Annotated in this window: 12 protein-coding genes; all 12 read right to left on the bottom strand. The window is 42.6% G+C overall.

Features of this window, described 5'->3' with window-relative positions:
• Positions 1-4 precede the first annotated feature (4 nt).
• Positions 5-1,252, bottom strand: coding sequence for an acetylornithine transaminase (locus PGLA_RS10870; RefSeq protein ID WP_068532436.1), 1,248 nt, complete (start codon positions 1,250-1,252; stop codon positions 5-7).
• A gap of 47 nt (positions 1,253-1,299) precedes the next feature.
• Complete coding sequence (argB, locus tag PGLA_RS10865) at positions 1,300-2,139, bottom strand: acetylglutamate kinase (RefSeq protein ID WP_068532590.1); 840 nt, start codon at positions 2,137-2,139, stop codon at positions 1,300-1,302.
• Positions 2,140-2,332: 193 nt separating this feature from the next.
• Positions 2,333-3,559: a bifunctional glutamate N-acetyltransferase/amino-acid acetyltransferase ArgJ gene (argJ, locus tag PGLA_RS10860; protein WP_068532433.1), complete on the bottom strand. Its 1,227-nt coding sequence runs from the start codon at positions 3,557-3,559 to the stop codon at positions 2,333-2,335.
• Positions 3,560-3,574: 15 nt separating this feature from the next.
• The gene (gene argC, locus PGLA_RS10855) at positions 3,575-4,630 is read right to left on the bottom strand and encodes an N-acetyl-gamma-glutamyl-phosphate reductase (RefSeq protein WP_068532431.1); all 1,056 of its coding nucleotides are present in this window, start codon (positions 4,628-4,630) and stop codon (positions 3,575-3,577) included.
• A 220-nt stretch (positions 4,631-4,850) separates the two neighbouring features.
• Positions 4,851-5,738: a YitT family protein gene (locus PGLA_RS10850; RefSeq protein ID WP_068532429.1), complete on the bottom strand. Its 888-nt coding sequence runs from the start codon at positions 5,736-5,738 to the stop codon at positions 4,851-4,853.
• Positions 5,739-5,851: 113 nt separating this feature from the next.
• Positions 5,852-6,971 (bottom strand): peptide chain release factor 2 gene (gene prfB / locus PGLA_RS10845; protein ID WP_245699805.1). Its coding sequence is split into 2 segments (ribosomal slippage): positions 5,852-6,898 and positions 6,900-6,971, totalling 1,119 coding nucleotides; the frame shifts between segments, so codons are not numbered across the junction.
• Between the two features lie 187 nt (positions 6,972-7,158).
• The gene (gene secA / locus PGLA_RS10840) at positions 7,159-9,666 is read right to left on the bottom strand and encodes a preprotein translocase subunit SecA (protein ID WP_068532425.1); all 2,508 of its coding nucleotides are present in this window, start codon (positions 9,664-9,666) and stop codon (positions 7,159-7,161) included.
• A gap of 331 nt (positions 9,667-9,997) precedes the next feature.
• Positions 9,998-10,552 carry a ribosome hibernation-promoting factor, HPF/YfiA family gene (gene hpf / locus PGLA_RS10835; RefSeq protein WP_068532423.1) on the bottom strand — a complete coding sequence of 185 codons (555 nt, stop codon included), beginning with the start codon at positions 10,550-10,552 and terminating at the stop codon, positions 9,998-10,000.
• A gap of 351 nt (positions 10,553-10,903) precedes the next feature.
• Entirely contained in the window at positions 10,904-11,101 is a 198-nt protein-coding gene (locus PGLA_RS10830; RefSeq protein WP_068532421.1) for a cold shock domain-containing protein, read from the bottom strand.
• 248 nt (positions 11,102-11,349) lie between these two features.
• Entirely contained in the window at positions 11,350-11,688 is a 339-nt protein-coding gene (gene fliT, locus PGLA_RS10825; protein ID WP_068532419.1) for a flagellar protein FliT, read from the bottom strand.
• Positions 11,681-12,073: a flagellar export chaperone FliS gene (gene fliS / locus PGLA_RS10820; protein ID WP_068532417.1), complete on the bottom strand. Its 393-nt coding sequence runs from the start codon at positions 12,071-12,073 to the stop codon at positions 11,681-11,683. Before fliS ends, fliT begins: the two co-directional genes overlap by 8 nt.
• A gap of 25 nt (positions 12,074-12,098) precedes the next feature.
• Complete coding sequence (fliD, locus tag PGLA_RS10815) at positions 12,099-13,616, bottom strand: flagellar filament capping protein FliD (RefSeq protein WP_068532415.1); 1,518 nt, start codon at positions 13,614-13,616, stop codon at positions 12,099-12,101.
• Positions 13,617-13,623 lie beyond the last annotated feature (7 nt).

Raw genomic sequence — 13,623 nt, 5'->3', positions numbered from 1 at the left:
TCTATTAGACATTCTTGACTGATATATGATCCTGAATCAGGCCTGCCACAATCGCCACGGCTTGATCAATCTCTTGCTCGGTTACGTACAAGTTCGGCAACAAACGGATAACATTAGGGCCTGCATTTACAAATAACAGCCCTCGTTTCTGACCTTCCAGCACGATGTTAGCAACGGAATCCTCGCACTCGATACCAACGAGTAAACCTAACCCTCTTATTCCTTTGACAAAAGAAATCCCCGCCAACTTCTCATTCAACTGTTCAAATAAGTATTCACTCATCTTCGCGGCACGTTCAGGAATGCGGTCTTCTATCATCGTCTCAATCGTTGCAATGATTGCTGCTGTCGCTAGTGGCGTTCCACCAAACGTTGTGGCATGACTACCCGCTGTAAATGTATCACGCAAGTATTCTTTACCTAACATCGCACCCGCAGGGAATCCGCTCGCAAGTCCTTTAGCTACAGTAAATATATCAGGTTCAACACCGTAATGTTCATGAGCGAACCATTTCCCGGTACGTCCCATCCCTGTCTGAACTTCATCAAAAATAAGTAGTATTCCTTCTTGCTTACACAGTTCAGAAACAGCCTTCAAGAATTCAGGTTCAACTGTATGAACGCCGCCTTCGGCAAGAACCATCTCTATCATCACAGCTGCTGTCTGATCACTTATAGCCGCCTGCAGCGCTTCAAGATCATGTAATGGAACCGTCTTGAACCCAAGCGGAAGTGGTAAATACCCTTCTTTCACCTTATCCTGACCTGTTGCCGTAAGTGTAGCCAACGTCCGTCCATGAAAGGATTGATTGAACGTAATCACTTCATAACGTCCAGTTCCTTTCGTCTTCTGATGATAGCGACGGGCCAGCTTAATTGCAGCTTCATTCGCCTCTGCACCACTGTTACAAAAGAAAACAGCATCTCCACATGAAATGGATGTCAGTAAGGAAGCTGCTTTCTCCTGATTCGGAATCTGGAACAAGTTAGATACATGCCATAACTCATCGAGTTGCTGCTTCAGCTTTTCTTTTACCTTCTTCGGGGCATGACCCAGATTCGTGACCGCTAACCCGCTCATGAAATCTAAATATTTGTTGCCCTGATCATCCCACAACCAGCTTCCTTCACCTTTAACCAGGCTAATTGGATACCGAGCATACGTCGGAAATAACGAACTCGTCGTTTGACTCTTTGCTCCTACCGCTGCAGACTTATTCCCAACATCATTCTGTTTCTCCTGAATTCCCATCGCTCATCTTCACTCCAATCTATTTATATGCTTACCGTTTAACGTCTCTATCCCCGAGCAATGCGAGTTCCGATGGTCTCACCTTGCATAACGCGGCTAAGTACCCTCGGTTCGCCTCCGTCTACAATTACGACTTCTTGAACATTGCCATGAATACAGCTCATCGCTGCTCGTACTTTCGGAATCATTCCACCATAGATTTCGCCAGTCTCAATCATGTCATTAATCTCTTGCACGGTAACGGAGGTCAGTACCACTTTCTCGTCATTCACCGTCTTCATAATACCTGGCACGTCTGTCACGACAATCATACGATTAACCCCTAAATGCGAAGCAATCGCTCCCGCTGCCGTATCCGCATTAATGTTATAACGTTGACCGGATAGATCAATACCAATCGGTGCGATCACTGGGATATACCCCATATCCTGCACACCTTGTATAAGACTCGCTTCAACATGGGTAACTTCTCCAACAAAGCCCACCTCTGCGCTGTTCGCGACTGGAATCGCATGAATAAGTGACCCATCTACACCCGAGAGACCCCATGCACGACCACCGACGTTCTGAATCCGACGGACGATTTGTTTGTTAATGCTACCTGATAGCACCATCTCCACCACATCAAGGACATCCTCCGTAGTCTTACGTAGACCATGAACGAATTCACTTTCAATACCAAGCTTTGCAAGATTATCCGAAATGGCTGGCCCACCACCATGAACGATGACAGGTTGTAATCCACTCTGCTGCAATAGTTGTAAGTCATGGAAGAAGGAATCCGGCAACGCGGCAAGTGTACTTCCACCACATTTCATCACAAAACTCCCTTGGACACTAGCCACTCGAAGCTCCCCCTCCGCATGACCCTCCAATATCGTTCTCATAATCGTAAGCCTTCCCCTCTCATTGCCAACAGGTTGAGACGGCATTATCATGCCATCCTTTCAAAACATATACCTACTAAAACTAATCTATCAACATCTATAAGTCAGTAAACTACCTGATTGCTGGATTGTTAACTAACGTTTCTCAAAAGAGCGATCTGTTTTCTTATACAACATGTTGTACGTTACTTTTTTAAGTCCGATATGCCGCATTAATTCGCACATAATCATATGTTAAATCGCATCCCCAAGCGGTTGCTTTCCCATCCCCGCCATGGAGATCTACAAATATACGCACCGTGTCACCTTTCAAATAAACCAATGCTTCTTCTTCATCAAATACCACTGGGCGTGATCCCTTAAGCACTGTGATATCTCCTAGTTGAATATCGACTTGTTCTGGATTTACAGGCTCTCCTGCACGTCCTACAGCAGCGATAATTCGTCCCCAGTTGGCATCCGCTCCGAATATCGCAGTCTTCACTAGACTTGAACCAACAATCGTCTTCGCAATGGCTCTTGCAGAGTTGTCAGTAACTGCTCCGTGAACGATGACTTCCACTAGTCTTGTAGCACCTTCACCATCACGTGCAATCGCCATGGCCAGCTTCTGACATACATAAGTGAAGGCTTCCGAGAAAGCAGACCAATCTGGGTGAGAGCTATTCAGCTTCTCATTGCCAGCAAGCCCACTCGCCATCGTAATGAGCATATCATTCGTGCTCGTATCACCATCCACTGTAATCATGTTGAAGGTAAGGTCCGTCGCTTGTCGCATCAATTGTTGCAATGCATCTTGATCGATATTGACATCTGTCGTCATAAAAGCCAGCATCGTAGCCATATTCGGATGAATCATCCCCGACCCCTTCGCTGCTCCGGCTATGATAACCTCTTTGCCATCGACCAGGACCGATACACAAGCTTCCTTCTTCACCAAATCGGTGGTGAGGATGGCTTGTGTGAAGTCCTCCGCGCCGCATGCTTCGCTACTAAGGCGCAGTGGCAACGACGCGATGCCTGCGTTCACGCAGTCCATCTTGAGTAGCTCGCCGATCACGCCTGTCGATGCTACGGCCACATCTTGCTCCGCTAAGCCTAGCTGCTTCGCCATCGCCGCTCGCATCGCATAGGCATCAGCTTCACCTTGCTGCCCTGTGCAAGCATTGGCGTTGCCGCTATTGACAACGACAGCTTTCAGCTTGCCGTCTACAAGACTCTCACGCGTCACTTTCAGTGGTGCCGCTTGGAACACGCTTGTGGTGTACACAGCCGCAGCTGTGGCCGCCACCTCACATACAATCGCGCCGATATCATGGCGCTCCGTCTTCTTCAATCCGCAGTGTACGCCGCCTGCGGAGAATCCCTTCGGCGTTATAATTGACCCGCCATCTATAATATTAAAATTCTCATATCCCATAGTTATTGCCCCTTCTTATGGATACACTGGCGTATAACCTAAGCCGAGATCTTCCTCCCATCCCATCATCAGGTTCAAATTCTGAATCGCTTGGCCTGAAGCACCCTTCACGATATTATCGATAACTGAAATAATCGTAATTCTTCCTGTTCGATCATCCACTAAAAGTCCCATGTCACAGAAGTTAGAACCTGTTACTTCTTTCGTCGCAGGCCATTCACCCGTATCTCGCACTCTGACAAAAGGGCGCCCTTCATAATACTGACGGTATAAGTCAACAAAGTCAGCCTGACTATGTTCCCCTATTACTTTGGCATACATGGTACTCATAATCCCACGCGTCATCGGTGTAAGATGCGTCGTGAACGTCACCGTAACCTTCTCACCGGTCAATTCACTTAACACTTGTTCAATCTCAGGAATATGTTGGTGCCTATTTACTTTATATGCTCGAAGATTCTCATTAATCTCTGCATAATGTACCGTCAAGCTCGTTCCACGTCCCGAACCAGATACACCTGATTTAGCATCAATGATGATGGAAGATGGATCGATCCATCCTGCTATGATTGCTGGAACAAGCCCAAGTAGCGTTGCCGTTGGGAAACAACCTGGATTAGATATAAAATCTTTGCCTAACACTTCTTCCCCGAATACTTCACTGAGTCCATATACAGCCTGTTCAACATAGCGTGGATCTGCTGCTGGATGCTTATACCAATGCTCGTATGTTGCGCCATCCTTGATACGAAAGTCACCGGATAAATCAATGACCTTAAGACCTGCCTGAAGTAACTGAGGAACCAGAGGCGTGCTGATGCCCGATGGTGTAGCTGTAAATACAACGTCAGCCTTCTGCGCTATACTCTGGATGTCGAGGCCATCCAAATCCTGATTAATAATATTTGTTAGATGTGGGAACCCCTTAGAAATCGGTACTCCCGCACTTGAAGTTGAAATAACAGAGGTAATATCCACACGAGGATGTCCCTGTAACAAACGAATTAATTCCACCCCACCGTATCCTGTAGAACCAACGATAGCTACTCTAATCTTAGAATCTAATGCCATTTCCCCTGTTCCCCTCTCCGACCCAACTTGATCACTGCCCTTTTATAATTATGTATTATTATACGTCCGAGTTAATATAAATACAATGCTTTTTGACTATATATTGAATTAAAATTTACCCTCACAAGTTCAATCATTAATAAAAAAATGATGACTAGGAGGGCTTGTTATTATTTTAATCTAGCTATTAATACAAAATCTTCTGCTCTCTTACCGTATTCTACCGTTGTAACTTGAACCCTTCTCCAAGCACTTCATGAGCATTACTAATGATGACAAAAGCACCCGGATCCACCGATTGAACCAACGTTTTCAATCGTCTCACTTCATTCTGTCCTACAACGACCATCAACACCGTCCGATCATCGCCTGTATATCCACCCTGAGCATGAAGCTTAGTCAATCCCCGATCTAGATCTTTTAGAATGACATCAGCAAGAGCCTCTGTGTGATCCGAAATAATATATGCGACCTTCGTATAATTAAATCCTAACTCTACCGTATCTATTACTTTTCCAGTAATATAAAGCGCAACTAGTGCATACAAGGCCTGTTCCATAGACATGACAAACGCAGCTAGAGTAATAACGGTACCATCTAATAACACAACACATAGAGACAAGCTGAGTCCGCTAAATTTCTGAATCACCTGTGCCAGTATCATCAGCCCGCCTGTAGATCCCCTTCCACGAAATACGAGTCCAATGCCGAGTCCAACACAAATGCCTCCATAAATAGAAGCAAGCAACGGATTTGCTGTTGGGATCGGCCAGTCTTTCGTCATAAGTACAAATAACGGTAAGATCATACTCCCGAGTAATGACCGAATGCCATAGTTGCTCCCTAGCAGCAGGAATCCCAATACGAATAAGGGAATATTCAAAGCCCATTGCGTAAACGCAGGTTCTAAGCCAAGCCATGATTTAACTAGAACGGACAGTCCCGATACTCCCCCCGAAGCAATACCATTCGGCAGAAAAAACAGATTAAATCCTATGGATATAATCAAGGAACCAATAATAATAAATATACTGTCTAAAATATGCCTAACCGGACCATTTAAAGGGATCGGTTTGCGAATTCTCCGATCACGAGTTAATTGTGCCATTCTTTGCTGATCTCCTCTCATTATGAACATCTACTTTGATATGTTACTTAATTTCCCTCTTCTTTTCCATCAAAAAATTCCCACACGTATAACGTGTAGGAATTCCAAATTTATTATTCATCTTTATCTGTTACTTTAAGTTGACTACGTAAATATCCATCGATAAACGCATTTATATCCCCGTCCATCACTGCACCAATGTTCCCCGTCTCCACGGAGGTACGGTGATCCTTTACCATACTATAGGGATGGAACACATAGGAGCGAATCTGACTTCCCCATGCAATTTCCGATTGCTCTCCACGAATTTCTGCCAACTCTTTGCGTTGTTCTTCGAGCTTCTGCTCTACTAATTTGGATCGTAGTGCGGTCATCGCCCAGTTCCTATTCTTGATCTGCGAACGTTCAGCCTGACTTGTCACGACCACACCTGAAGGAATATGCGTAATTCGCACTGCTGAATCCGTTGTATTGATATGCTGCCCCCCTGCACCTGTAGCACGGTAGGTATCAATCTTCAAATCCTCTGTGCGAATTTCCACTTCAGCATCTTCTGTAATCTCAGGTACCACGTCACAAGAGACGAATGAGGTGTGTCTTCTACCCGATGAATCAAAGGGTGAAATACGTACTAGACGGTGAACACCTTTCTCAGCCTTCAGATACCCATATGCATTGAATCCTTTGATTAGCAAAGTAACACTCTTAATCCCCGCTTCATCACCCGCTTGATAATCCATCGTTTCAACTTTGAAGCCACGCTTCTCTGCCCAACGTGTATACATTCTAAGAAGCATTTCTCCCCAGTCTTGCGACTCGGTACCACCGGCACCCGGGTGAAGTTCTAGAATGGCATTCATTTTATCGTAAGGCTCACTGAGGAGCAGCCCTAATTCGAATTCATCCAACTTCTTCTTAAGACTCATCGTAGATTCCACAATCTCTGCGAACAACGATTCATCTTCCTCTTCATCTGCAAGCTCAGCCATCATTTCAACATCGTCGAACTCACGTTGAAGTTTCTCGTATTCATCTATGGAAGATTTCACACCATTAAGCTCAGCGATCAAGCTCTGTGCCTTCTCACTGTCATCCCAGAAATCAGGTGCAGACATCTTTTCTTCGAAGTTCGAAATCATCTCTTGCTTAAGATCTAAGTCAAAGAGACCCCCTAAGGTTGGTAAGTTTCGTACTCATTTCACGTAAGTCATGTCTTATACTTGGATCGATCATAATTTTCTCGTCACCTCTTCATCAAGTAGAACAGCTCTATTTCAGCTTATAATATCACAAACTCCCTCAAACCAGAAGGAACCTCAGTTCTCAAGGACCTCCTCTCACGAGGAGAATGACCTTAACTGCAGAACCTCCTTAGCTTAAGGGAGTTAATCGTGCACGTTACCCATTCAATCGTTTATCTTTATGCGTCTTGTCCGTGGCACTGTTTGAATTTCTTACCACTACCACAAGGGCAAGGATCGTTCCGACCAATCTGCTGGCCAACGTGTACCGGATTGTGCACAGCAGGTTCGCCATTCGTTGATACCTTGTTCTCCTCAACGACAGCCTGCCGCTCCTGATTACCTTCAATCTGTGCCTTCATAACGTAAGTAGCGACTTCCTCTTGGATATTGGCAGTCATCTCATTAAACATTTCGAAACCTTCAAACTGATATTCACGCAACGGATCTGTACCACCATATGCCCGTAAATGAATCCCTTGACGAAGCTGATCCATCGCATCAATATGACCCATCCATTTGCTATCCACGGAACGAAGTACGATAACTTTCTCGAATTCACGTACCAGTTCTTCACCGATACGTTCTTCACGTTCGTTATATCTAGTCTCAACACGACTAAATATATAGTCAACGATATCTTCCAATTCCTTGCCCCATAGGTCATCACGAGTGATGGCATCTACGTCTAGTAGCTTACTATTCACATAATCCGCTACTTCTTGAAGCTCCCAGTTCTCTGGAATGTCATCCACACAATGTGCAGCAACCACACGATCAACAACATTTTTAACCATTTCCATAACAACCTGCTTAATATTCTCAGACTCAAGAATTTCACGACGTTGCTTGTAAATGATCCCCCGTTGTTGGTTCATGACGTCATCATACTGTAGTACGTTCTTACGCGCATCGAAGTTGTTTCCTTCTACACGTTTCTGAGCAGATTCCACAGCACGAGATATCATCTTGCTCTCGATAGGTTGATCTTCTTCAAATCCGAGACGGTCCATCATCGCCAGTACATTATCAGCACCGAAACGTTTCATTAATTCATCACCAAGTGATAAGTAGAACTGTGTAGATCCAGGGTCACCTTGACGCCCTGCACGTCCACGAAGCTGATTATCAATACGACGAGATTCATGACGTTCAGTACCCATAATATGCAATCCACCGACTTCTGACACGCCTTCGCCTAACACAATATCTGTACCGCGACCTGCCATGTTCGTGGCAATCGTTACCGTACCAGCTTGGCCTGCTTGAGAGACAATTTCTGCTTCTTCGGCATGATATTTAGCATTCAGAACGCGATGCTTAACCCCTTTACGCTTCAGCATTTCGGATACAAGCTCCGAATTCTCGATAGATATTGTACCCACCAGTACAGGCTGGTTCTTCTTATGACGTTCAACAATTTCTTCAACAACAGCCGTGAACTTGCCCTTCTCGCTCTTATACACGACATCTGGCATATCTTGACGTTTATTCGGCTTATTCGTTGGCACTTGAAGAACTTCCAAGCCATAGATCTTCTTGAATTCTTCTTCCTCTGTCTTCGCTGTTCCTGTCATACCAGCTAACTTAAGGTACATTCGGAAGTAGTTCTGGAATGTAATCGTAGCAAGCGTCATACTTTCGTTCTGTACCTCTTGGCCTTCCTTCGCTTCAATCGCTTGATGTAGTCCATCACTATAACGACGACCAGCCATCAGACGACCAGTGAATTCATCTACGATCATAACCTCTTCTTCAGCCACAACGTAGTCCACATCAAGACGCATGATTACATTCGCCTTCAGTGCTTGTACGATATGATGATTCAACGTTACGTTAGCGTGATCGTATAGGTTCTCTATACCGAACGCCTTCTCCGCTTTGCCTGCCCCTTTTTCCGAAAGAGCAACGGACTTAACCTTAATATCAACTGTGTAGTCTTCTTCAGCCACCAGACGCTTCACGAAGCGATCTGCTGAATAGTACAGCTCTGTTGACTTCTCAGCCTGTCCTGAGATAATCAGCGGCGTACGAGCTTCATCGACAAGAATAGAATCCACTTCATCTATAATGCAGAAATACAATGGACGTTGTACCATTTGCTCTTTGTAAAGCACCATGTTATCACGTAGGTAATCGAAGCCAAACTCATTGTTCGTACCATAAGTAATATCACACGCATAAGCTGTTTGTTTATCCGCATGGTCCATGCCGTTCAAGTTGACCCCGACCGTCATTCCCAAAAATTCATATATAAGTCCCATTTGTTGGCTATCACGTTGTGCTAGATAATCATTAACCGTGACCACGTGCACACCTTTTCCCGACAATGCATTCAAATACACAGGAAGCGTACCTACGAGAGTCTTACCTTCACCGGTCTTCATCTCGGCAATTCTACCTTCATGGAGTGCCATACCTCCAACTAACTGTACATCGAAATGACGCATGTTATGAACACGCTTAGCAGCTTCGCGTATGGTTGCAAATGCTTCTGGTAACAGTTCTTCTACCGTTTCACCCTTCTCAAGACGAGCACGGAATTCATCCGTCTTCGCTTTCAATTGGTCATCCGAGAGCGCAACATATTGTGGTTCCATTTGGTTGATTAGTTCGACCGTCTTCATTAGACGTTTGACATCACGTTCATTGGTGTCGCCGAATATTTTTTTAACAAGTCCTAGCATGGTTAACCCCTTTCGTCCGAAACAGATGGTAGAACCAACTTCATAACTTCGAGGGTTAATAATGAAATTGATTCTTAAATGATTGGTTTGCATAAATTGTAACAGTTTGCAAGAGATGCCGCAACACGGGCTGTCTCTTATTTACAGCTATTTTACATAACTCTACCTATTATACAGTGAACTAAAGGCTGTGTTACCTACATATTATTCCAAGATTTAATGCCAATAAATTTAGATCATGCTATATATACGCACAAAGAGTCCCATCCGTTGCACGGATAGGACTCCATTTCATTAATATTTTATAATAGATGGAATATTCACTTCTACACTAATCTTGCTCAATCAGACCATACTTGCCATCATCGCGCTTGTACACAACATTTACAGTTTGGCTATCAATATTAGAGAATACAAAGAAATTATGTCCAACCATGTTCATTTGCAAAATAGCTTCTTCAACATCCATAGGCTTAAGGAAAAAGCGCTTCGTACGAACTACTTCTAATTCGTCTTCTATGTCGCCACTTACGATTGAACCCGCTGCACCTGAATTTTCGGTAAATAGCGTCTTCAGACTTCCTTCTTGACGGAACTTACGGTTAAGCTTCGTCTTATGCTTACGAATCTGACGTTCTAGCTTGTCCACAACCGCATCAATGGATGAATACATATCATCGCTACGATCTTCTGCACGGAGCATCACGCCTGGCAATGGAATGGTTACCTCTACGGTGTGTAATCCTCGAATAACACTAAGAGTAACATATCCTTCCGAAGTAGTGGGTGCATCGAAATACTTCTCAAGTCTGTTGAGCTTCTTATCAACATACTCCTTCAAAGCTTCTGTCACTTCAATTTGTTGACCTCGAATACTGAAATCCATAAGGCACTCCTCCTTTGCAACACCATTATATCACAATTGTTATCGCTATGTAAAAAGGTAATTCCATGTCTAACTCCAATAATGTAAACTCTTACATTCTATATTACTAGGTCTAATAAACCAACAAAATTTAGTAGATTAATCGCTTGAATTAACTACATTAATAACCTGAAGGTTATTCCTTCATTAACCACAATCAAGTAGGTAGGAACATTGGTTAATCCTGCTATTACAACGTATGCTAAGTGAATAGTACAAATAAAGACCCTGGATACATCCAGGGTCTAATAATTATTCATTCAGTTGAAACCATCGATCCAACTCTATTAAGTCGGCTTAATGCCTGATGAATTATAATTTAATTACGTTAGCTGCTTGTGGTCCGCGAGCACCATCAACAACGTCAAACTCAACAGCTTGACCTTCGTCTAAGCTTTTGAAGCCATCTGTTTGAATTGCGGAGAAATGTACGAATACATCGCCACCATCTTCTGTTTCAATGAATCCGAAACCCTTTTCAGCGTTAAACCATTTCACTTTTCCTTGCATAAATAAACATTCCCTTCGTTTTTAAAAATGAAGTAAGCAAGCGCTTACTTTAGGAATATAACACCAGATGGGGGTGGTGTCAATGGAAATCAGCAGCTTACGCCTTCGCATACTCATCCACATCACTTTTAATAAATCCGGTTATTGAAATCAGCATTAAAAGTAAAATACCCTAGAACAATGTCATTGTTCTAGGGATCAAATTACACTTATGAGTATTTCGTCTTACAAGATAGCCCATCACTGAATTATTTCTTTCGATCCATTAGAATACTATCCTGGGAATAACCAGCTTCATAAGCGCTACGCTGGACTTTCGCTTGATTCCGTTGTTGAAGCCAATCCTGCGCTTCAATTTTAAGTTCCATCATTCTGTTGGATATGCATGTATCCTGTTTAGTTATATTTTGTATTCTATCTTTGTTTGAAGAAGTAAGCACTTCATCACTTTCCATTAAAAGTTTAAGTTGGTCAATAAGTAACTGTCGTTGATCCACAAAATCTGACAGTTCTTCAAAAGTAACCACACTCAACTTATTTATGATTGATTCTGTCATGGCGTCTAATTCTGTTATTAGATTATCCATTTGCAGTCTCATGATTCATTAAGTTACTCTTCGATGCTTGTACCCAAGCTTCTCTTAATTCACTTAAATGCCCAATTGCTTCTTCAGCAGGTCCAGCAACCTTCTTCATGTTAGATTCAATAAGCAAATAATTAATATACTCATAAAGAGTCGCTAGATTCTTAGATATCTCATACGAGTAATCTAGTGTTGCACTCAATTCACTAACAATCGTCTGAGCTTTCTTAAACTGTTCATTCGTTTTTTGATAATCTTGACACCCGATTGATTCAATCCCACCTCTAATAAAACGAATCGCCCCATCATATAACATAATCAGAAGCTGTGATGGATTAGCAGTCTGTACTGAAGACTGTTTATATTTCTCATAGGGAGACGTAATCATAAAAGTTCACTCCTATTTAACTTTATCATTGAGCTGCGAAACCTGCTAGACTGGATGACTGAGAGTTCAACTTGTTAATAGCTGTTTCCATAGCACTAAATTGAGCATAATATCGTTTCTCCAAAGTTGTCATTTTGGTAGCTGTCGCACTAATCCGTGTTTTTAGATAGGTTAGTTCTTTCCCCATCAGACTTTGTTCATTGAATTTAGTAGTAATATCTGCCGAATACTTCGAGGTCCCTGCTCTTGTAGCCATTTGATCTAAAGAACCCAACATCTTGTCATAAATATTATTAAAAACCCCTTTATCCTTAGAACTCTGACTAGTACCTGTAGAACCTGAAGCACCTAGAAATAGTTCTGTAACCTGATCAGGGTTATCTTCAATTGCTTTTTTAAGTTTATCAGCGTTGATGTACAATTTACCACCTTCATAATATTCTCCAGTTGTAATTCCGATAGAACTTAGGTTCACTATAGATCCTCGCATATCACTAGTAACCTGTTTCAGGAACTCATCGTTTTTCAGTAAGCCACTTTGAGCCTTAGCTTCCCACTTTTTGATATCCTCTTCCTTCATGTCTTTCTTTTGATCATCTGTTAGTGGAGTGAAATCGCGATAACGCTCCTCATTCACCTTTTTATTCAGACTATTCATTACCTCATTATAATCTTTAACAAACGATGTAATTGTTTCAAGAATTTTGCTGGAATCGACTTTTGATGTAATAGTCGATGACTTACCTACTTCTGTTTTTGCTAAAAATTCTAAAGTTACACCATTGACAATAAGTTTGTTGCCACTTGGTTCAAAAAGCTCACCATTGATATGAACCTTTGCTTTAGTTCCACCAGTAGTAATAGCAACTGGATCTCCATTTGAATCAAGAATTGGATTTCCATTTGAATCAATATCTGGTGAATTAAGTTTAAGTGCATCTGTGAAGCCTTTACCACTAAAGGTTATTTTTTCTTCACCGTAAGATTTAGATTTCAATGTAATCTTTCCTGTTGCTTCATCAAATGATGCACTCACATTAGCTTCTGTGGAATTATTAATTTTTCTAATTACTGTATCGATTGAATCACCCTTTGTGAAAGCTAAGTTAACAGTAGCGCTACCCGTGCGAGACACTGTTAAATTGAAATTCTCTTCAGCACTCAGACTACCAAGTGTTGTATTTTTTGTCACAAGCGCCCCCAAGCTCGCAGTGCTTGTAATCGAACCTTGTGTCGCTATATTATCAACAGTAACTTCCATAGTCACTTGGTTTGCAGTAGCGGTTGCTTGGGCTGTTACTGCTGCTTTATCCCCTGTAACCTCTGATTTAAAGGCGTTCATGGATTCGCCTTTTCTATAATTATCCAGCTTAATATTTCGAAAATCAACTAATTGACTGTTAATTTGACGATAGTTATCCCTTTTCCACTCTAAAGTCTGTTTTTGCTGGTATAGTTTATCTAGTGGGACCCTCTTTGCGGTCATCATATCTGAAACCAATTTGTCAATATCCATACCTGAAGATAATCCTGTAATTCTCATTAAATTA

This window comes from Paenibacillus glacialis (genome assembly GCF_001637205.1).
GTDB classification, from domain to species: Bacteria; Bacillota; Bacilli; order Paenibacillales; family Paenibacillaceae; genus Paenibacillus_AQ; species Paenibacillus_AQ glacialis.
Note: the sequence above shows the minus strand (reverse complement) of the source record. Positions and strands in the feature narration are given on the sequence as shown.